Origin of the sequence: Microbacterium sp. M, assembly GCF_045181065.1 — a bacterium.
Lineage (GTDB): Bacteria > Actinomycetota > Actinomycetes > Actinomycetales > Microbacteriaceae > Microbacterium.
The window spans coordinates 1,649,480-1,668,029 of sequence record NZ_CP173721.1 but is presented as its reverse complement, the minus strand read 5'-3'; the positions used below and the strand labels follow the sequence as shown (position 1 = coordinate 1,668,029).

22 protein-coding genes are annotated in these 18,550 nt (G+C 68.2%); 4 read left to right on the top strand and 18 right to left on the bottom strand.

The window, feature by feature from the left end:
- Positions 1–7: 7 nt before the first annotated feature.
- The 8 genes from dprA to ACI7YT_RS07935 all read right to left on the bottom strand — a co-directional run bounded on the left by dprA (position 8) and on the right by ACI7YT_RS07935 (position 6,077).
- A complete protein-coding gene (gene dprA, locus ACI7YT_RS07970; RefSeq protein ID WP_406250045.1) occupies positions 8–1,216 on the bottom strand; it encodes a DNA-processing protein DprA in 1,209 nt (402 codons plus the stop codon).
- A complete protein-coding gene (locus ACI7YT_RS07965; protein WP_406250043.1) occupies positions 1,213–2,742 on the bottom strand; it encodes a YifB family Mg chelatase-like AAA ATPase in 1,530 nt (509 codons plus the stop codon). Before ACI7YT_RS07965 ends, dprA begins: the two co-directional genes overlap by 4 nt.
- Positions 2,739–3,101 carry a YraN family protein gene (locus ACI7YT_RS07960; protein ID WP_406250041.1) on the bottom strand — a complete coding sequence of 121 codons (363 nt, stop codon included), beginning with the start codon at positions 3,099–3,101 and terminating at the stop codon, positions 2,739–2,741. Before ACI7YT_RS07960 ends, ACI7YT_RS07965 begins: the two co-directional genes overlap by 4 nt.
- A 105-nt stretch (positions 3,102–3,206) precedes the next feature.
- Positions 3,207–3,533: a DUF2469 family protein gene (locus ACI7YT_RS07955; protein WP_406250040.1), complete on the bottom strand. Its 327-nt coding sequence runs from the start codon at positions 3,531–3,533 to the stop codon at positions 3,207–3,209.
- Between the two features lie 32 nt (positions 3,534–3,565).
- A complete protein-coding gene (locus tag ACI7YT_RS07950) occupies positions 3,566–4,225 on the bottom strand; it encodes a ribonuclease HII (protein WP_406250038.1) in 660 nt (219 codons plus the stop codon).
- 2 nt (positions 4,226–4,227) lie between these two features.
- Positions 4,228–4,956, bottom strand: coding sequence for a signal peptidase I (gene lepB / locus ACI7YT_RS07945; RefSeq protein ID WP_406250037.1), 729 nt, complete (start codon positions 4,954–4,956; stop codon positions 4,228–4,230).
- A gap of 120 nt (positions 4,957–5,076) precedes the next feature.
- A complete protein-coding gene (rplS, locus tag ACI7YT_RS07940; protein WP_406250035.1) occupies positions 5,077–5,424 on the bottom strand; it encodes a 50S ribosomal protein L19 in 348 nt (115 codons plus the stop codon).
- Between the two features lie 164 nt (positions 5,425–5,588).
- Positions 5,589–6,077 carry an MFS transporter permease gene (locus tag ACI7YT_RS07935; protein WP_406250033.1) on the bottom strand — a complete coding sequence of 163 codons (489 nt, stop codon included), beginning with the start codon at positions 6,075–6,077 and terminating at the stop codon, positions 5,589–5,591.
- Positions 6,078–6,185: 108 nt separating this feature from the next.
- On the opposite strand from ACI7YT_RS07935, the gene map reads away from it, so the two are divergent.
- Positions 6,186–6,968: a type I methionyl aminopeptidase gene (map, locus tag ACI7YT_RS07930; protein WP_406250032.1), complete on the top strand. Its 783-nt coding sequence runs from the start codon at positions 6,186–6,188 to the stop codon at positions 6,966–6,968.
- Positions 6,969–6,979: 11 nt separating this feature from the next.
- On the opposite strand, the gene ACI7YT_RS07925 is transcribed toward map, so the two are convergent.
- Positions 6,980–7,423 carry a pyrimidine dimer DNA glycosylase/endonuclease V gene (locus tag ACI7YT_RS07925; RefSeq protein ID WP_406250030.1) on the bottom strand — a complete coding sequence of 148 codons (444 nt, stop codon included), beginning with the start codon at positions 7,421–7,423 and terminating at the stop codon, positions 6,980–6,982.
- Positions 7,424–7,483: 60 nt separating this feature from the next.
- Here ACI7YT_RS07925 and ACI7YT_RS07920 point away from each other — a divergent pair, with 60 nt between their 5' ends.
- The gene (locus ACI7YT_RS07920; RefSeq protein ID WP_406250029.1) at positions 7,484–8,077 is read left to right on the top strand and encodes a histidine phosphatase family protein; all 594 of its coding nucleotides are present in this window, start codon (positions 7,484–7,486) and stop codon (positions 8,075–8,077) included.
- 2 nt (positions 8,078–8,079) lie between these two features.
- On the opposite strand, the gene trmD is transcribed toward ACI7YT_RS07920, so the two are convergent.
- From trmD to rpsP, 4 genes are read right to left on the bottom strand one after another with little or no spacing between them, the layout of a single operon-like run.
- Positions 8,080–8,784 (bottom strand): tRNA (guanosine(37)-N1)-methyltransferase TrmD, encoded by a 705-nt coding sequence (gene trmD, locus ACI7YT_RS07915; protein ID WP_406250027.1) that lies wholly within the window; start codon positions 8,782–8,784, stop codon positions 8,080–8,082.
- Between the two features lie 18 nt (positions 8,785–8,802).
- Positions 8,803–9,396: a ribosome maturation factor RimM gene (gene rimM, locus ACI7YT_RS07910; RefSeq protein ID WP_406250026.1), complete on the bottom strand. Its 594-nt coding sequence runs from the start codon at positions 9,394–9,396 to the stop codon at positions 8,803–8,805.
- Between the two features lies 1 nt (position 9,397).
- The gene (locus tag ACI7YT_RS07905) at positions 9,398–9,628 is read right to left on the bottom strand and encodes an RNA-binding protein (RefSeq protein WP_406250025.1); all 231 of its coding nucleotides are present in this window, start codon (positions 9,626–9,628) and stop codon (positions 9,398–9,400) included.
- Positions 9,629–9,634: 6 nt separating this feature from the next.
- A complete protein-coding gene (rpsP, locus tag ACI7YT_RS07900) occupies positions 9,635–10,072 on the bottom strand; it encodes a 30S ribosomal protein S16 (RefSeq protein WP_406250024.1) in 438 nt (145 codons plus the stop codon).
- A 211-nt stretch (positions 10,073–10,283) separates the two neighbouring features.
- Between rpsP and ACI7YT_RS07895 the strand changes: the two genes are divergently transcribed.
- Entirely contained in the window at positions 10,284–11,429 is a 1,146-nt protein-coding gene (locus ACI7YT_RS07895) for a glutamate--cysteine ligase (protein WP_406250022.1), read from the top strand.
- 12 nt (positions 11,430–11,441) lie between these two features.
- On the opposite strand, the gene glpK is transcribed toward ACI7YT_RS07895, so the two are convergent.
- The gene (gene glpK, locus ACI7YT_RS07890; RefSeq protein WP_406250020.1) at positions 11,442–12,938 is read right to left on the bottom strand and encodes a glycerol kinase GlpK; all 1,497 of its coding nucleotides are present in this window, start codon (positions 12,936–12,938) and stop codon (positions 11,442–11,444) included.
- A gap of 97 nt (positions 12,939–13,035) precedes the next feature.
- Positions 13,036–14,001, bottom strand: a complete 966-nt coding sequence (locus ACI7YT_RS07885; protein WP_406250019.1) for a sugar-binding transcriptional regulator — start codon at positions 13,999–14,001, stop codon at positions 13,036–13,038.
- A gap of 87 nt (positions 14,002–14,088) precedes the next feature.
- Between ACI7YT_RS07885 and ACI7YT_RS07880 the strand changes: the two genes are divergently transcribed.
- Positions 14,089–15,795 (top strand): FAD-dependent oxidoreductase, encoded by a 1,707-nt coding sequence (locus ACI7YT_RS07880; protein WP_406250017.1) that lies wholly within the window; start codon positions 14,089–14,091, stop codon positions 15,793–15,795.
- Positions 15,796–15,811: 16 nt separating this feature from the next.
- Here the strand turns inward: ACI7YT_RS07880 and ffh are convergent, their stop codons facing one another.
- From ffh to ACI7YT_RS07865, 3 genes are read right to left on the bottom strand one after another with little or no spacing between them, the layout of a single operon-like run.
- On the bottom strand, positions 15,812–17,368 hold the full coding sequence (gene ffh / locus ACI7YT_RS07875; RefSeq protein WP_406250016.1) for a signal recognition particle protein: 1,557 nt from the start codon (positions 17,366–17,368) through the stop codon (positions 15,812–15,814).
- A 13-nt stretch (positions 17,369–17,381) separates the two neighbouring features.
- On the bottom strand, positions 17,382–17,888 hold the full coding sequence (locus ACI7YT_RS07870; protein ID WP_406250014.1) for an RNA polymerase sigma factor: 507 nt from the start codon (positions 17,886–17,888) through the stop codon (positions 17,382–17,384).
- Positions 17,885–18,520: a hypothetical protein gene (locus tag ACI7YT_RS07865; RefSeq protein WP_406250012.1), complete on the bottom strand. Its 636-nt coding sequence runs from the start codon at positions 18,518–18,520 to the stop codon at positions 17,885–17,887. The genes ACI7YT_RS07870 and ACI7YT_RS07865 overlap by 4 nt, the downstream gene beginning before the upstream one ends.
- Positions 18,521–18,550 lie beyond the last annotated feature (30 nt).

Below are 18,550 nucleotides of genomic sequence, written 5' to 3'. Positions count from 1 at the left end.
GCGTGGGTCACCGGGTCGCCTGCACCTGCCGCAGCCAGCCGTCGTCCCGCCGCGATGCGACGCCGTCCAACTCCAGCATCCCCAGCAGCCCTCTCACGCGGTCGACAGCCAGCCCGGACCGTCGTGCGACCTCGTACGGCGGAAGCGCGGTGCGGGTGCTGAGCGCGTCCAGCAGACGGGTGGTGTCCGGATCCATCCGCTCTTCCGCCGCCCTGTCGACCGGCAGAGCTTCACCCCACAACTCGCGCACCTCGGCAGCCGTCGTGACGCACCGGGCATCGTATTCCCGCAGCAGTCGGTGGCACCCCGCTGACGCCGCGGAGGTGACCGGCCCCGGAACGGCCCCGAGTGGACGACCAAGCGAGGCCGCGTGCCCTGCCGTGTTCAGGGAACCGCTGCGCCATCCGGCCTCTACGACGACCGTCGCCTGTCCGAGGGCCGCGATCATGCGGTTCCTGGCGAGGAAGCGCCATTTGGTCGGCGACGTTCCGCACGGCACCTCGGCGACGACCGCGCCGGAGAGCACGATGTGCTCGAAGAGCTGATGGTGCCCGACCGGATACGCGCGGTCGATACCGCCCGCGAGGAAGGCGACGGTCTTCCCACCGACGCCGAGTGCGGCGCGATGCGCGGCGCCGTCGATGCCGTACGCGCCGCCGGAGACGATGAGTACGCCTCCGGCGGCGAGATCGCCGGCCAGTTCGGCGGTCACGGACTCTCCGTACGAGCTGGCAGCGCGGGCTCCGACGAGCGCCGCGCTCGGCTGCATCGCCAGGCAGTCCGCATCACCGCGGACCCACAGCAGCACGGGTGCGTGCACACCGAGGTCGTCGAGATCCGCCGGCCAGCCCGCCGCCCCGGGCAGCAGCAGTCGAGCGCCGACCTCACAAGCCGCGCCGACGGCGTCTCGGATGCCGTCGATCCGGGCGCGGGGTCGCCAGCGCGCCCGAGCCTGGCGGAGCAGCTTCGACCCACCGGCACCGCCCAGCGCGTCGATCGCGGCGGCCTCCGCACGGGGCCGCCGCACCTGGTCCAGTGCCGCTGCGAGCGCATAGGGCGCACCGAGGGCCGCGATCAGCGCCCCGGCGGTGCCGTCTCCCGGCTCGGTGATCACCGACCAGGCAGCGCGAGCGAGCGTCTCGTCCGCGTCGGCGTCAGGTCGCAGCCGAACGATGCGTTCCCGCAGCCCGGTCTCCCTGCTGAGTTCGTCCATCATGTGATCAGTCCTCTCTTCAAGAACAGGGCTCGGCCGATCTCGTCCCGCCCCGGGCGATCACGGCCGGCGAGGTCGGCGATCGTCCAAGCCAGCCGCAGCACGCCGTCGTAACCGCGCAGCGTCAGGACGCCGCGCTCGAGCGCACGGTCCAATGACGCGCGATCCTCGGGCGGCAGGCGGTGCGCCCCCTGCCGCAACCAGGTGCCAGGGATCTCGGCATTCACGCGCCATGGGGTGCCCTGCCACCGCTGCGCGGCGTGCGCACGGGCCTGGGCGACGAGGGAACGGGCGATCTGCGAGCTCAGCGCGGCGCGCTCGCCCGCCGTGGCACGAGAGGCGGCGACCCTCGCCACCTGCAGATCGATGTCGATCCGATCCCTGAGCGGGCCGGAGAGCCGACCGGAATAGCGCCGGATCGCGATCGGCGGGCACGTGCACTCCGCCCCGCGGACGCCGTAGTTGCCGCACGGGCAGGGGTTCATCGCGAGGATGAGTTGGAAACGGGCGGGAAAACGCGCGGTGAATCCGGCGCGCTGGATGTCGATCGTCCCGGATTCGAGGGGCTGTCGCAGTGAATCCAGCGCCTGCCTGCTGAATTCCGCGGCCTCGTCGAGGAACAGCAGACCGCGGTGCGCGCGCACGATGGCGCCGGGACGTGCGATGCGGGAACCACCGCTCACCAGCGCCGTCGGCGAGGCGCTGTGATGCGGTGCCTCGAGGGGCGGCACCCGGTTCAGCGCCACCACGGGCAGTCCCGCCAGTGAGCGGATCGATGCCACCTCGAGCGCCTCCTCATCGGTGAGCTCGGGGAGGATGCCGGGCATCCGACGCGCGAGCATGGTCTTGCCCGCACCAGGCGGTCCGCTCAGCAGCAGGTGGTGACCACCGGCGGCGGCGGTGAGGAGCGCGTCCACGGCGTCCTCCTGGCCGATCACGTCGGAGAGATCGACGGCTTCCGGCTCGTCCTCGGGCACAGCCGATCCCCTGATCGGCTCGACGTCCGGGATCTCGACGTCAGCGCCGTGCCACACCGCGACCTCGGCGAGCGTGGTCGCGGCCCGCACCTCGATGTCCGCGACGAGACGCGCCTCCTCTGCGTTCGCATAGGGCACGACGACGTGCTCGAATCCCGCGCGCTGGGCGGCGAACACCGATGGCAGAACGCCGGGAACCGGGCGCAGGCGCCCGTCCAGGCCGAGCTCCCCGATGTGCACCGTGCGGGCGATCGAGGCGGCGTCGAGCGAACCGCTCGTGGCCAGCGCCGACACTGCGACGCCGAGATCGAACGCAGACCCCTGCTTCGGAAGACTCGCGGGAGAAAGATTCACCGTCAGCCGCCGCGCCGACAGCTCGAGGCCGGCGTTCTTGCAGGCGTTGTGCACGCGCTGCGTCGCCTCGCCGAGCGATCGATCAGCGAGGCCGATGATGCGGAAGTCCGGCCGCTGATTCGAGAGGTCGGCTTCGACCTCGACCATGTGACCGTCGACGCCGGTGAGCGCGACGGCCCAGGTGCGCACCGCGCTCATCGCAGGTCCACCAGGTGCTCCAGCATCCCGCTGCGGGGGTCGGGGCCTATGATCCCGATCGCCTCGAGCCGCACGCGCGAGTGCACGGCGCGCCCTGGATGCGCGTCGATCCATGCGTGCGCCAGGTGCCAGAGGCGCCGCACCTTGCGGTCATCGAGTGCTTCGAAGGGATGACCGAAACGCAACGACGTCCGCGTCTTGACCTCGACGACGCACAGCAGACCGGCGCGTGAAGCGACGATGTCGACTTCGCCGGCCGGACAGCGCCAATTGCGGTCGAGCACGTCGTACCCGCGGTCGCTCAGGTACGCGGCCGCCCGCTGCTCACCGACCCTGCCGAGATCATCCTTCGCTGCCATGCCGACAGCGTGCCTGCACACGGATGCGCCGTGCGCGGATTCGTCCCCCGGGATCTACGGAATCGGTGGGAAGTTCCGCTCAGAGCGCGCGCTGTGCAGAGCGAGTCACTTGCCGTCGAGCGACAACTCCTCCGGGAGCTCGAACTCGCGCCGCTGAAGCTCCTCGACGTTGACGTCCTTGAACGTCAGCACGCGCACGGCCTTCACGAAGCGGTCGGCGCGATAGATGTCCCACACCCAGACGTCGGTCATCGAGATCTCGAAGTAGAAATCGTGCTCGGTGTCGCGGCGCACGACGTTGACCTCGTTCGCGAGGTAGAAGCGACGCTCGGTCTCGACGACGTACTGGAACTGCGCGACGACGTCCCGATACTCGCGGAACAGTGCGAGTTCGAGTTCGCGGTCGTAATCGTCGAAGGCTTCCTCATCCATGATGTGTCCATCCTACGGCCGAGGGCGGGCGGCTAGAACAGCGTCGGTGCGTCTGCGATCGCCCACGAGGAGCGGTGCAGGGGCGACAGCCCGTGCTCCCGGATGGCAGCGCGATGCTCCAGGCTGGCGTAACCCTTGTTGCGGTCCCACTGATAGGCGGGATGCTCGTCGTGGAACTGCGTCATCAGCGCATCGCGGGCGACCTTGGCGATCACCGACGCCACCGAGACCGACGCGCAGTCCCTATCGGCCTTGATCACCGGCCGCACCTGAAGCCGCGACGGGTGCACTGCGGACACGTAATCGTGGTTTCCGTCCAGGATCACCAGCGCGCGGTCGGTCTGCACGCCCTGCTCCGCCACCGCAAGCAGCGCACGGGACGCCGCAAGACCCAGCGCACGCATGATGCCGACCTCGTCGACTTCCGCCGCGCTCGCCCACCCCAGAGCGGATGCCGGCACCCATGCCGAGGCCCGCAGAGCGACCTCAGGGCGCCGTCGCTCGGTGATGAGCTTCGAATCGCGCAGCCCGTCGGGGACGCGGCGGCGTGCACCCGCGGCATCCATCACCGCCGCGCCGACCGTGACCGGACCCGCCAGCGCGCCGCGACCGACCTCGTCGAGCGCGATGATCAGCTCGTTCTCCTTGAGGAGCGAGCGTTCGAGCCGGAGCGTCGGAGCGACGATCGTCATCATCATTCGGGTTCCGGCACTCCGTTGAAGACCTCGTGATGACCGTCGATGACGCCGATGCGATCCAACGGCCAGGTGGTCAGGAAGGCCTTGCCGACGACGTTGTCCAGCGGGACGAATCCGCCGCTGGGCAGATCCTGGTGCGCTCTGGCGTCCTGAGAGCGGTCACGGTTGTCGCCGAGCAGCCAGAGCTGCCCCTCGGGCACCGTCACGTCGAACGGCTCCTCCGAGGCGAGCGTGTCGCCCTCCGGCAGGTTCAGATACGAGAGCTCGTCGACCGGGGAACCGTTCACGGAGACCTGTCCGAGCGAGTTGCAGCACACGACGTGGTCACCAGGCAACCCGATGAGCCGCTTGACGAGGTGGTCCTGCGAGTCCGATGCCGAGATGCCGATGAACGTCAGCACGCCGTCGACGAACCCGACCAGAGGCGGCTGCGCCGGCTCCTGGATCGCTGGCGGAAGCCATCCGCCCGGATCCTTGAACACGACGACGTCACCGCGCTCGTAGCCCGTCCAGCGCGGAGTGAGCTCATCGACCAGGATGCGGTCGTTCACGAGCAGCGTCTGCTCCATCGACCCGGAGGGGATGTAGAACGAGCGCACGACGAAGGTCTTGACGAGGAACGACACCAGCGCGGCGATGACGACGATGATCAGCACGTCCCGGAGGAAGATCAGGACGCCACGCCGGCGCTTCGGTTCCGGTGCCGGGGTGGACTCAGTCGTCATCGCATTCCTTCACGAGCTTCACGCCGGACGTCGGTACGGCTGTACAAGCGTTGCATATCCTGCCCGAAAGAAAGCACCCCGGGACACGAGTGTCCCGGGGTGCTTCGAAGAGGCGACGAATCAGTTGTCGCGCTTCTCCTTGATCTTGGCCTTCTTGCCGCGGAGGTTGCGCAGGTAGTAGAGCTTCGCGCGACGCACGTCACCACGGGTGACGACCTCGATGTGGTCGATCACCGGGGAGTGCACCGGGAAGGTGCGCTCGACGCCCACCTGGAAGCTGATCTTGCGGACCGTGAAGGTCTCGCGCACGCCGTCGCCCTGGCGGCCGATGACGACGCCCTTGAAGATCTGGATACGCGAGCGGTTGCCCTCGGTGATGTTCACGTGCACGTTGATCGTGTCACCGGGGCCGAAGTCGGGAAGGTCCGAACGAAGCGAAGCCGCATCGACGGCGTCGAGGATCTGCATGATCGTCTACTCTCTGCATCCGCCACAGGTCGGGTGCATGCTGGAAGGAATACGTAAGGTGTGTGCTGAACGGAACGCGAGCGTCCGCGGGCTCCCCTGAGGCAGAGCCGATCACGGCACAAGGACCTATTCTGCCATGGATGCCCGATACCGCCAAAACGCGCTCAGCGCTCGGCGTCGGGCTTCTCCCGGATCACGAACACCTCTGGGTCCGCCGCCTGCGCGTCGGCCGATTCGTCGACGACGGGTGTCCGCCACGAAGTGGTCACGACGCGGATGCCGCCGGCCGTGCCGGCTTCTCTCCACAGCTGCCACAGGGACGACCAGATCACGCCGATCCCGACGACGATGGCGAGTGTGAGCGCGGGGGCGAACCAGGACGGGTAGAACCCGACGGCGATGGTGAGGGCGTGCCAGAGGCTGAAGCCTGCGACATCCCACCACGAGACCGCACGGCTGACGCGCACCGACGGTCGCGCGCGCACGAGCAGCGTGAGAAGGAGCTGCCCGACGAAGACCGACGGGATGCCGATGAAGAGGAACAGGAAGGCCCAGCCACCGCCGGAGAACACTCCCCAGCCGATCAGAAGCCACAGCGGCAGCACGAAGGCGGCCGGGATCAGCCACCGGAAGAACGCCTCACGCAACCACATACAGCGATCGTACGTCGCAGGCAGCGGCCCAATCGTGGTGTTCGCTGAGAGCGGGTGCAGCCCCGGCGCTCTCCGATCCGGGAGAATGGACAGGACGAGAGGAACACCATGATCGAATTGCGCACTCCGGCCGAGATCGACGAGATGCGAGCCGCTGGACGATTCGTCGCCGAGACCCTCGCCGCACTGCGCGACGACACGAAGATCGGCACGAACCTGCTGGACATCGACCGTCGCGCGCACGACATGATCCGCAAGACGGGTGCCGAGTCCTGCTACATCGACTACGCGCCATCGTTCGGCCGCGGTCCGTTCGGCAAGGTCATCTGCACCTCCGTCAACGACGCCGTCCTGCACGGGCTTCCCCATGACTACGTGCTCCGTGACGGCGACCTCGTGACGCTCGACTTCGCCGTGGCCGTCGACGGCTGGGTCGCGGACTCCGCGGTCTCGTTCGTGGTCGGCACTGCTCGCGAAGAGGATCTCCGCCTGATCGACACGACCGAACGGGCGCTGGATGCCGCTATCGCCACGGCAACCGTCGGCAACCGCATCGGCGACATCTCGGCGTCGATCGCGGAGATCGCATACGGCGAGGGCTACCGCATCAACACCGATTTCGGAGGCCACGGCGTCGGGCGCACGATGCACGGCGACCCCCACGTGGCCAACGACGGTCGCGCCGGTCGCGGTTTCCCGCTGCGCGCCGGTCTCGTGCTCGCGCTCGAGCCCTGGTTCCTCGCCACCACGGACGAACTCGTCACGGATGCCGACGGCTGGACGCTGCGCAGTGCCGACGGATCTCGCGGCGCGCACTCCGAGCACACGATCGCCATCACGGAGGACGGTCCGATCATCCTCACAGATCGCTCCTTCCTCGGCGTCGACTGAGCCGCGGCCCGTCAGGCTGCGCGCCCCGCGCGCTCCCAATCCGCCACCGGACCCGTCACCGCCACGAAGAGCGGGTGCGGCTCCGGGGCGACCACATCCGCCCACCGTTCGCCGACCTCGGGACTGCGCAGTGCGAGTTTGACGATCAGGTGCTTCCATTCCAGCGCGAGCTGGCCGTCCGTGACCTCGAGCCGCTCCGGGTTCTCCGCCTCGTGGATGATGCGCGAGCGGTCGAAGCGGTAGCCGCGGGCATCCGCCTCCGATGCCACGCCCCGCAGGTATCCGCCGATGGATGCGAGCGGGTCGGCACTCGACCGGAATCGTACGAGCTGCGGGTGTCTGGTGTATCCGCGGGTCGCACCGTTCAGCACCGCCTGCGCGAGCAGCGCCTCGCGCCAGCAGGCGGTCAGCCCCTGACGATCGAGATACCTCGGATGCAGCGACCAGATCCTCACCCGTCGATCCTATCTCCGCGGGTCTCGCCTGACTCGTGATCGCTGTGCCATTCTGGGGGCATGATTCCGCGCGACCGTCACGTGCCGCATCGGGCATATCTCGCCCGTCACGGTCAGACGACGTGGAGCGTCGAAGGTCGACTCCAGGGGCAGCTCGATTCCCCGCTCACCTCCGACGGCATCGCCCAGGCGCGGGCCGCCGCCGAGCGGCTGGTGGGTTCGGGAATCGGCACGGTCTGCTCCAGCCCACTGGGCCGCGCCGTGGCCACCGCGGTCATCATCGCCGAGCGGTTGGACGCGCGTGTCATCGAAGTCGCCGACCTCGCCGAGATCGATCACGGTGACATGGCGGGCATGACGTGGGCTGAGATCGAGGAGGCGTTCCCCGGCGCCCGCGCCGACCGCGCGGAGAACCGCTACGGCTGGGCGTTCCCCGGCGGCGAGAGCTATGCGCAGGCGCGCCTGCGCGCACGCAAGGCCTTGAGCGAGTGCGGTTGGGCCGCTGACGGCCCGCCCCTGCTCGTGTCGCACGAGATGATCGGCAGGATGCTGCGTGCCGAACTCCGTGGCCTCGATGCCGCCACGGCTCTGTCGCTGCGGCATCCGCACGGCCTGGTGTTCGATATCGACGGTGGCGTCGAACGGGTGCTCTGACTTCAGGCCTGGTCGTCGCCGAGCAGATCAGGGCGACGGGACCGGGTGCGCTCGAGCTGCTGATCACGGCGCCAGGACGCGATCGCGCCGTGATTGCCGCTCAGCAGCACCGGAGGGACGTCGCGGCCGCGCCACGAGGCCGGCTTGGTGTACGACGGGTATTCGAGCAGGCCGTCTTCGTGCGATTCCTCGACGAGGCTCTCCGGATTTCCGACGACGCCGGGGATGAGGCGACCGATCGCCTCGATCATGGCCATGACGGCCACCTCTCCCCCATTGAGCACGTAGTCGCCGAGGCTGACCAGGCGCACTTCGCCGAGATCGGCCGCGTACTCGAAGACCCGCTCGTCGATGCCTTCGTAGCGACCGCAGCCGAACACGAGATGCTCACGCGTGGCGAGATCGCGCGCCGTGGCCTGGGTGAACACCTCACCCGCCGGCGACGGGAAGATGAACGTCGGCTTCGCGTCGGATGCCGACCCTGCGGCGAGTTCGTCGAGCGCGAGGGCCCACGGCTCCGGCTTCATCACCATGCCCGCTCCACCCCCGTACGGGGTGTCGTCCACGGTGCGATGGCGGTCGCTGGTCCAGTCGCGCAGATCGCGCACGTTCAGGTCGATGATCCCGGCATCCTGTGCCTTGCCGAGCAGGGACAGCGTCAGCCCGTCGAAGTACGACGGGAAGATCGAGACGACGTCGAAGCGCACGGGATCAGGATAGGCGGATCAGGATGCGTCGGCGGGCGACTGCTCATCGGAGTCGGCGTCCGGCAGCTCCTCGAAGAGGCCCGCCGGAGGCGTGACGATGACGCGGCCCGCTTCGATGTCCACCGTCGGAACGATCGCCTCGACGAAGGGAACCATGATCTCCGCATCCGACCCGGTCGGCCGGACGATGAGAAGGTCCTGCGAGGGCAGATGATCGATGCGGACGACGCGTCCGATGACCTGCTCGTCGCGCACGACGTCGAGGCCGGTCAGCTGGTGGTCGTACCAGGCGTTGTCCTCGGGCTCGATGTCACCCTGGTCGATCCACAGAATGGCCCGAACGAGGCCTTCGGCTGCGTCTCGGTCCGCGATGTCGTCGAAGAACACCACGGGGTTGCCGTTCATCACGCGGTACTCGCGCACCGTGATGGTCTTGCCGTGCCACGGAGATGCCTCTGGCACCTGCAACGTGAACTCGGCACCGGGGATGAAGCGTCCCTCCGGGTTGTCGGTGTACAGCTCGAGCTTGAGGGCGCCCTTGAGCCCGTGCGCCTTGACCAGACGGCCGACACGCAGCTGGTTGCGCCCCTGACCCTTGTCGTTCGCCGCCACGTCAGTCGTCCGCGACGTCGACGCGCACGCGACGTCCGTCGGCGAGGGCGGAGATCAGCGTGCGCAGCGCTTTCGCGGTGCGACCGCCGCGCCCGATCACGCGTCCACGATCATCGGGGTGCACACGCACCTCGAGCAGGTCGCCTCGCGGCGACGTGGATTCGGTGACGCGGACGTCGTCCGGGTGATCGACGATCCCCTTGACGACGTGTTCGAGCGCGGCGGACAGCACGACGGATTACTCGGCGTCGGCGGCGGGAGCCTCGACGGCCTCCGCGTCGGCCTCGGCAGCAGCGGGAGCCTCCTCAGCGGGAGTCTCCTTCTTCTCAGCCTTCGGCTTGACGACCGACTTCTTGGATGCGTCGATCTCGAACGCAGCCTTGGGCTCGGCGACCTTGAGGGTGGACTTCGCGTCCTTGTCGCCCTTGAACTTGCCCCAGTCGCCCGTGATCTTCAGCAGAGCGGCGACCTGCTCGGTCGGCTGCGCGCCGACGGAAAGCCAGTACTGGGCACGCTCGGAGTCGACCTCGATGAACGAGGGCTCCTCGGTGGGGTGGTACTTGCCGATCTCCTCGATCACGCGACCATCGCGCTTGGTGCGCGAGTCGGCGACGACGATGCGGTAGTACGGCGCGCGGATCTTGCCCAGGCGCTTGAGACGAATCTTGACAGCCACGATTCTCCTGAATTGTGTGAAGGAAGTTTGAACCGATCGCCTGGAGAGTGGGGTGCACACCCGGCGGAAGCTCTGCGGGAGGACGTTCTCGCTGGATAGAGGGTCGAGTGAGCCGTCCGACCTTCTATTCTGCCAGATCAGCCCGCCACGCGCGAAACGTGATGTGTCTCCGCGCGTCGATCCGCGCGAGCGCCCGTGTCAGACTGTGCTCGTGACCGTCGCTTTCGCCGAATCCGCTCGCTCCACCGTGGGTCTGGAGTGGGAGATCATGCTCGCCGATCCGGACACCGGCGACCTCGTCGGGCGTGCGCCGGAACTGCTCACGGCCCTCGAGGAGGAGAGCGAGAGCGAGCGGCACACCGTCACCGGCGAACTTCTGACCAACACGATCGAGGTGACCAGCGGCGTGGGGACATCGGTCGCGCACGCCGTCGATGACATCGCCGCGGCCATCGCCGCCGTGCGCGCGGCCACCGGCCCCGCAGGCATCGAGCTGCTCTCCGCCGGGAGTCACCCGTTCGCGCAGTGGTACGACCAGCGGGTCACCGACAAGACGCGGTATCACACGCTCATCGAACGCACCCAGTGGTGGGGGCGCAACATGATGATCTGGGGCATCCACGTGCATGTCGGCGTCGAGGACCGGGACAAAGTTCTCCCCATCATCGGTGCGCTGACGGGGTACCTCCCGCACCTCCAGGCGCTTGCGGCGTCGAGTCCGTTCTGGGCGGGCGAGCGCACCGGATACGCATCCAACCGGGCGCTCGTGTTCCAGCAGCTGCCGACGGCGGGACTCCCCTGGCCCCTGCACACCTGGAGCGAGTTCGAGCACTATCTGGACGACATGGTCACAACAGGGGTCATGGCGGACGCGACCGAGGTGCGCTGGGACATCCGCCCGGCTCCGCGCTGGGGGACGATCGAGGTCCGCGCCTGCGACGGCCTTTCGACGCTCGCCGAACTCGCGTCGGTGGCAGCGCTCGTCCAGGTGCTCGTGGAGCACTTCTCCCGTCTGCTGGATGCCGGTGAGCGACTGCCCATCATGCCGGCGTGGTTCCACCGCGAGAACAAGTGGCGCTCCGCGCGGTACGGTCTGGACGCCCGCCTGATCACCGATGCGGACGGGACGCAGGCGCCCGTGCGCGAGCACGTGTCAGAACTGCTCGCGGATCTCGCCCCCGTCGCGGTGGATCTCGGGTGCGCGGCCGAGTTCGCTCGCGCGGGATCGATCATCACGGGCGGCGCGAGCTACGAACGGCAGATCAGCGTCGCCGAGGCCTCCGACGGCGACCTTCGCGAGGTCGTCCATCATCTGATCCGCGAGTTCCGCTCGGGCCCGGAGGGCTCGATCGCCTGACGAGGCCTGCCCTCAGTCCTGGACCCAGTCGAAGGTGCGGGTGACGGCCTTGCGCCAACGTGCAAGGCCGCGCTCGCGATCGGCCTGATCGATGCGCGGTTCGAAGCGGGCGTCCTCGTGCCACATGCTCCGCAGTTCGTCCAGGTCCTTCCAGACCCCGACCGCAAGCCCTGCCGCGTAGGCCGCGCCCAGCGCCGTGGTCTCGATGATGGCCGGTCGGACCACGGGGACGCCCAGAACATCGGCCTGGATCTGCAGCAGAGTGGCGTTCGCCGCCATGCCGCCGTCGACGCGCATCTCCGACAGCGCCATGCCGGTATCCACCGCCACGGCATCCACGACCTCGCGCGTCTGGAACGCGACGGCCTCCAGGGCCGCTCGCGCGATGTGGCCCTTGTTCGCGAACCGGGTCAGGCCGAGGATGGCGCCGCGCGCATCCGGTCGCCAGTAAGGCGCGAACAGTCCGGAGAACGCGGGAACGATGTAGACCCCGCCGTTGTCCTCGACCGTGAGCGCGAGCTCCTCGACCTCAGGGGCGCGCGAGATGATCCCGAGGTTGTCGCGGAGCCACTGGACCAGCGACCCGGTGACCGCGATCGAGCCCTCCAGCGCGTACCGGGGCGCCGCGTCGCCGAGTCGGTACGCCACGGTGGTGATCAGCCCGTTGTCGCTCGTGACGATCTCCTCCCCCGTGCCGACGATGAGGAAGTTGCCGGTGCCGTACGTGTTCTTCGACTCCCCCGCCTCGAAAGCGACCTGTCCGAACGTCGCCGCCTGCTGATCGCCGAGGATCGCCGCGATCGGCACGCCGTCCAGCGCGGTGCCGATCGTCTTCCCGTAGGTCTCCGAAGACGACCGGATCTCCGGCAGCATCGACCGCGGGATGTCGAATGCGGCAAGGAGGTCGTCGTCCCAGTCGAGCGTGCGCAGATCCATCAGCAGCGTGCGGCTGGCGTTGGTCACGTCCGTGGCGTGCACGCCGCCGTTCACGCCGCCCGTCAGATTCCACAGCAGCCACGTGTCCGGGGTGCCGAACAGCAGGTCGCCGGCTTCGGCGCGCTCGCGCGCACCGTCGATGTGCGTCAGGATCCAGTTCAGTTTGGATGCCGAGAAGTACGTCGCCAGGGGCAGTCCGGTCTTCTCGGCGAACCGGCGCACTCCTCCGTCTGCCGCGAGCGCGTCGATGAGGTTCTGCGTGCGCGTGTCCTGCCACACGATCGCGTTGCATACGGGATCGCCGGTGCGGCGGTCCCACGCCACCGCGGTCTCGCGCTGATTGGTGATCCCGATGCCGGCGACATCGTCGGCGGACACCTTCGCCCGCTCGAGCGCCGTTTGGATCACGGACTGCGTGTTGCGCCAGATCTCCGTCGCATCGTGCTCCACCCAGCCCGCTTCGGGAAGGATCTGCTCGTGCTCGAGCTGACCGCTGGCGACGATCTCGCCGCGGTCGTCGAAGACGATGGCCCGCGTACTGGTTGTGCCCTGATCGATGGCGACGATGTGCATGACGTTGTGCTCTCCCGCGTCGTGACGGCGATGTCCGTGTCGACGACAGCCTAGGAGATGCGCGCAGTTCTCCACGGCCGCCGTGCACGAACGTGCATCACCGGTCGACGAGGTGTTCGGCCAGATGCTCGTCCAGAACCAGATCGGTGACGAGCCCCGTGGCGATCGCCCCGCGAAGGCTGGCGAGCTTCTGCACGCCGGACACGACGCAGATCCGCCGGGCCACGCGACCCAGAACGCCGAAGGCGGGTCCCGTCGCACGGGCGTTGAGCTCGATGTCCTGCCAGGTGCCGTCCTGACGGTAGAACACGGTCGCGATATCCCCCACGACGTTGTCCTCTCGGAGGCTCCGATAATCGTCGCGACTGAGATAGCCGCCGATGTAGACGCGGCTGGGCACCTCTGCGAAGGGCGAACCGAGTCCGAACACGACCACATCGGCACGCGCCTGCAGATCGAGCACCCGCCGCATGCTTCGCTCGCGCCACATCGCCTCCTTCGTCAACGGGTCGTCGAAGAACGCCGGGACGGGGAACTGCTGGATGCCGGAGCCGAACGCCTGCCCGAAGCGCTGGAGGATCTCGCTGGCGTAGTCGATACCGGTCGTGAACGTGTTGCCCGCGCCGTTGAGCTGCACGACCGTGGTGTTGTGCGTCTCCTTCCGCGGCAGGTGCCGGCTGATCGCATCCAGGGTCGAGCCCCAGCCGATGCCGAGCGTCATGTTCGAATCGAAGTAGAGCGGCAGGAGCCGTGCCGCGCTCATCGCCACGCGTTCGAACCGCTCCACGTCGGACAGGTTCTTCGGCGTGGGCACGACGTGCGCTGCGATGCCGAATCGAGCGCGGATCGTCTCCTCCAGCTGCAGTTCCTGCCCCTGCGGCTGATGGATCTGGATCTCGACCAGCCCGGTCTCCCGTGCATGGCTGAGCAGACGCGAGACCGAGGAGCGGGAGGTGCTGAGTTCTCGAGCGATGGCATCCATCGTCATGTCCTGCAGGTAGTACATCTGCGCGGCCCGCAGCGCCGAAGCCGCCCGCGGATCGCTGAGACCGGTCGCGCTCATCCCACCTCCTGCACGTATGTGCACACTGCTTGCGCGAGTGTGCCGATGCCCCAAGGATAGAACGTGAGGGGTCTGGGAGGACACACCATGGGCGAGACGATTCGAGAGCGCGACGAGGTCGGGGCGGCACGGGAATCCGGACGTACGAGCGTGGTCATCATCGGCGCGGGCATCAACGGGATCTCGACGTTCCGGGACCTCGCGATGCAGGGCGTCGACGTCCTGCTGGTCGAACGCGACGATTTCGCGAGCGGCGCGACCGCAGCATCCAGCCACATGATCCACGGCGGGATCCGCTACCTCGAGAACGGCGAGTTCCGGCTCGTCAAGGAGTCCGTTCAGGAACGCAACGGCCTGCTGAAGACCGCCCCGCACTACGTCAAGCCGCTCGAGACCACGATCCCGATCTACTCCACGTTCTCCGGCATCCTCGCGGCTCCCCTCCGGTTCCTGACCCACAAGCAGGGCAAGCCCACCGAGCGCGGCGCGTTCCTCATCAAGGTCGGGCTGACCCTCTACGACACGTTCTCCCGCGACGGCGGCACGGTTCAGCGGCACCGCTTCCACGGTCGGAAGAAGTCGCTCGCCGCGCTTCCCGAGCTCGATCCGAACATCAAGTACACCGCCACCTACTACGACGCTTCGGTGCACGACCCCGAGCGCCTCGCACTGGATGTGCTCCGAGACGGCGAGGCCGCCCACCCCGGCGCCCGCGCACTGAACTACGTGGAGGCCGTCGGTCTCGACGCCTCTGGCGTCCTGTTGCGCGACCGTGAGACGGGGAGCGAGTTCCACGTCGCGGCCGACGTCGTCGTCAACGCCTCCGGTCCGTGGACCGACCTCACCAATGAGGCGCTCGGCACCGGGACGACGTTCATGGGAGGCACCAAGGGCTCGCACATCGTTCTCGACCACCCCGGACTGCTGGAGGCCACCGGCGGCCGCGAGATCTTCTTCGAGCACTCCGACGGGCGGATCGTGCTGATCTACCCGCTGAAGGATCGCGTCCTCGTCGGCACCACCGACCTCGAGGCGGATCCGCGGGAACCGGCCCGGTGCACCGAGGAGGAGGTCGACTACTTCTTCGCTCTCATCGCGCATGTGTTCCCCACGATCGCGGTCGATCGCTCGCAGATCGTGTACCGCTACTCGGGCATCAGACCTCTTCCGCACCATGACGACACGGCCCCTGGCTTTGTCTCACGCGACTACCGCATCGAGCGGCGTCAGGATGCCGGGATGCCGGCGGTGCTGAGTCTGGTCGGAGGCAAGTGGACGACGTTCCGAGCCCTCGGCGAGACGCTCGGGGATCGTGTGCTCGCAGAGCTCGGGCGCGAGCGCTCGACCAGCACGAAGGGGGTGCGGATCGGCGGCGGCAACGGGTACCCGAAGACGCCGAGGCGACGCATCGAATGGCTGCGTCAGAACGTCGGCGACACGGCCCGTGGACGTGTGCTCTTCACGCGCTACGGCACGCGGGCGGCAGACGTCGCGGACTTCCTCGCACTGGAGAACGATGAGCCTCTGCTGGGCGACGCCCTGTCGACCCGCGAGCTGGCCTGGATGGTCGAGCACGAGAAGGTGCAGCACGTGGGCGACGTCGTCTTCCGGCGCACGAGCCTCGCCTTCACCGGCGATGCGGACGTCGACGCGATCCGGACGATCGCGGCCGCCCTCGCGCCGCTGCTGGGCTGGGATGCCGTCCGAACGGATGCCGAGATCGACGACACCCTCTCGACGCTGCGCGACGCGCATGGCGTCGATGCCACCGGCTCCGCCCACCTCGCTCGTTGAGCGGGGGTCGCGGGACTCAGCCCTTGCCGAACAGCTTCTGGATCTCGGCGAGATCGGCCTCGCTGGGCGCTGCCTGACCGCCGCCGCCCAGGCCGAATCCCGAACCCGTCGGCTGTCCGACGGGAGCGCCCGCGTTCTCGGCTGCGCGCTTGGCCGGGTTGCCAGAGCGCGACGGACCCTTGGACTTGCCCTTCTTGCCGCGTTTGGCCGACGCGCCGGTGCGGCCCATGCCGGGAACCGGACCCATACCGGGGATCTGGGGCGTACCGCCTCGCGCGACGGTCTTCATCATCTTGGCCGCCTGCTCGAACCGCTGGACGAGCTGGTTGACGTCGGTGACGGTCATGCCGGAACCGCGCGCGATGCGCAGTCGGCGCGAGCCGTTGAGGACCTTCGGGTTGCGACGTTCGCCCGGCGTCATCGAACGGATGATGGCCTCGGTGCGGTCGATCTCGCGCTCGTCGAAGTCGTCCAGCTGCTGCTTCATCTGGCCCATGCCCGGGAGCATCCCGAGCATCTTCTTCATCGATCCCATCTTCTTCATCTGCTGAAGCTGGTCGAGGAAGTCCTCGAGCGTGAAGGCCTCGTTCGCAAGCTTCTCGGCGACTTTCATCGCCTCTTCCTCGTCGAACGCCTGCTGCGCCTGCTCGATCAGGGTGAGAACGTCACCGAGGTCGAGGATGCGGCTCGCCATGCGGTCCGGGTGGAACGCCTCGAGATCGTCGAGCCCCTCACCGGTCGACGCGAAGATGATCGGACGCCCCGTGACGGATGCCACCGACAGGGCGGCTCCACCGCGCGCGTCGCCGTCGAGCTTCGACAGCACGACGCCGGTGAAGTCGACGCCCTCCTGGAACGCCTTCGCCGTGTTCACGGCATCCTGACCGATCATCGCGTCGATGACGAACAGGACCTCGTCCGGGTTCGTGGCCTTGCGGATGTCGGCGGCCTGCTTCATCAGCTCGGCGTCGACGCCGAGGCGTCCGGCGGTGTCGATGATGACCACGTCGTGCAGCTGGCGGCGCGCGTACTCGACGCCGTCGCGCGAGACCTTCACGGGGTCACCGACGCCGTTGCCCGGCTCGGGGGCGTAGATCGTGGCACCGGCCTGCTCGGCGACGACCTGCAGCTGGTTCACGGCGTTCGGACGCTGCAGGTCGGCGGCGACGAGGAGCGGCGTGTGACCGTCCTTCTCGAGCATCTTGGCGAGCTTGCCGGCGAACGTCGTCTTACCCGAACCCTGCAGACCCGCCAGCATGATGACAGTCGGCGGCGTCTTCGCGAACTCGAGGCGCCGCTGCTCGCCACCGAGGATGCCCACGAGCTCCTCGTTGACGATCTGCACGACCTGCTGCGCCGGGTTCAGGGCCTTGTTGACCTCGTCGCCGAGAGCGCGCTCACGGACCTTCGCAGTGAATTCCTTGACGACGACGAGGGCGACGTCGGCATCCAGCAGGGCGCGACGGATCTCGCGGACTGTGCCGTCGACATCGGCGGCTGTCAGCTTTCCCTTCGTGCGCAGGTTGCGGAAGGTCTCGGTGAGCCGATCGGAGAGCGTGCCAAAGGTAGCCATGGTGCTCTCGATTCTACGCGAGCGGAACCTCCACCCTCAGCGCGGCCCGCAGGTGCTCTTTCGCGCGCTGGTAACGACCTCGCGCGGTGGATGCCGGGATGCCGAGCATCTCGGCGGCATCCGTGAGACTGAGCCGGTCCCAGTGCACGAGCCTGACCAGTTCGGCGAGGTCGGGCTCGAGGCGATCGATCGCGTCGCGGACCTCGCTTCCGGCGTCCGCGGCCGGCGCCGTCGCGTCCTCTCGGAAATGTCCGCGGATGCGATCGGCCAGCGCCCAGCGGCGACGCTCGCCTCTGGCATGGTTCTGCAGCGTGCCGCGGGCGATGCCGAACAGCCACATCCGCGCGCGCTCCGGATCGGCGGGGAGCTCTTTGACCCGGCGCCAGGCGACGATCATCGCTTCGCCGAGAAGATCCGGGGCATCGTCGGCGTTCGTACGACGCGAGAGATACGCGAGCAGGTCGGACGCGGATGCCTCGAACGCGGCGATCAGCGCGGCGTCGGCGGGACGGCGGGTCACTTGTCGAGCTCCGGGCATCGCCCTTGGGAACCGTAGCCCGCGATCTCGTCCAGGACCCCCACGCGCTCGAACTCGGCCATGGCCTGGTCGGAGATGGACTGATCGATCGCGTAGGCGTAGGCCATGTCGAGGTCGTATCCGATGAGCTCGCCCTGAACCCGGCCCGTCGCCACCAGCGCGTCGTGACGATCTCGGATGTACTCATCGACCTGCGACTCGGCGATCTCGATGACATCCGTTGCCTGAAACCACGCCTTCAACTCGCTCTCGAGCTGATCACGTCGCGCGCGGTCGCGCCGCTCGACGATCTGCACATCCCCGAAGACGACCTCGCACGTTGCGCCGCTCGGCACTTGATAGGTGTACGAGCCGACCGGATTGTTCAGAGCGGCCCAGTAATCGGACGCCGTCGCCACCCCGGCACCACCCACCATCAGCAACGCAAGAACACCTGTCACGAGCGCCGCCTTCTTCGCCCGCGGTTGCCGCGGCGCCGCCTGCGCCCGCGCATCGAGCACCATCGCCCGCACATCGCTCGACGCGATCGTCCGCGCGGCAGGCGCCGAAGCATCCAGCAGGTCATCCAACTGATCCCTGGTCATGAGTTCCTCCTCGTCGGTGGCTTCACTCATGACATGTCCGGCAGCGGGCGTTTCGTCCGC

What these genes read in the sequence shown, in the direction of transcription:
- ACI7YT_RS07965 (WP_406250043.1), bottom strand. Translation starts at nt 2,742, where the DNA reads ATGAGCGCGGTGCGCACCTGGGCCGTCGCGCTCACCGGCGTCGACGGT.
- ACI7YT_RS07955 (WP_406250040.1), bottom strand. Translation starts at nt 3,533, where the DNA reads ATGGATGAGGAAGCCTTCGACGATTACGACCGCGAACTCGAACTCGCA.
- ACI7YT_RS07885 (WP_406250019.1), bottom strand. Translation starts at nt 14,001, where the DNA reads ATGAGCGCGACCGGTCTCAGCGATCCGCGGGCGGCTTCGGCGCTGCGG.
- ACI7YT_RS07950 (WP_406250038.1), bottom strand. Translation starts at nt 4,225, where the DNA reads ATGACGATCGTCGCTCCGACGCTCCGGCTCGAACGCTCGCTCCTCAAG.
- ACI7YT_RS07865 (WP_406250012.1), bottom strand. Translation starts at nt 18,520, where the DNA reads ATGAGTGAAGCCACCGACGAGGAGGAACTCATGACCAGGGATCAGTTG.
- dprA (WP_406250045.1), bottom strand. Translation starts at nt 1,216, where the DNA reads ATGATGGACGAACTCAGCAGGGAGACCGGGCTGCGGGAACGCATCGTT.
- ACI7YT_RS07920 (WP_406250029.1), top strand. Translation starts at nt 7,484, where the DNA reads ATGATTCCGCGCGACCGTCACGTGCCGCATCGGGCATATCTCGCCCGT.
- map (WP_406250032.1), top strand. Translation starts at nt 6,186, where the DNA reads ATGATCGAATTGCGCACTCCGGCCGAGATCGACGAGATGCGAGCCGCT.
- ACI7YT_RS07935 (WP_406250033.1), bottom strand. Translation starts at nt 6,077, where the DNA reads ATGTGGTTGCGTGAGGCGTTCTTCCGGTGGCTGATCCCGGCCGCCTTC.
- rplS (WP_406250035.1), bottom strand. Translation starts at nt 5,424, where the DNA reads ATGCAGATCCTCGACGCCGTCGATGCGGCTTCGCTTCGTTCGGACCTT.
- lepB (WP_406250037.1), bottom strand. Translation starts at nt 4,956, where the DNA reads ATGACGACTGAGTCCACCCCGGCACCGGAACCGAAGCGCCGGCGTGGC.
- ffh (WP_406250016.1), bottom strand. Translation starts at nt 17,368, where the DNA reads ATGGCTACCTTTGGCACGCTCTCCGATCGGCTCACCGAGACCTTCCGC.
- glpK (WP_406250020.1), bottom strand. Translation starts at nt 12,938, where the DNA reads ATGCACATCGTCGCCATCGATCAGGGCACAACCAGTACGCGGGCCATC.
- ACI7YT_RS07880 (WP_406250017.1), top strand. Translation starts at nt 14,089, where the DNA reads ATGGGCGAGACGATTCGAGAGCGCGACGAGGTCGGGGCGGCACGGGAA.
- ACI7YT_RS07960 (WP_406250041.1), bottom strand. Translation starts at nt 3,101, where the DNA reads ATGGCAGCGAAGGATGATCTCGGCAGGGTCGGTGAGCAGCGGGCGGCC.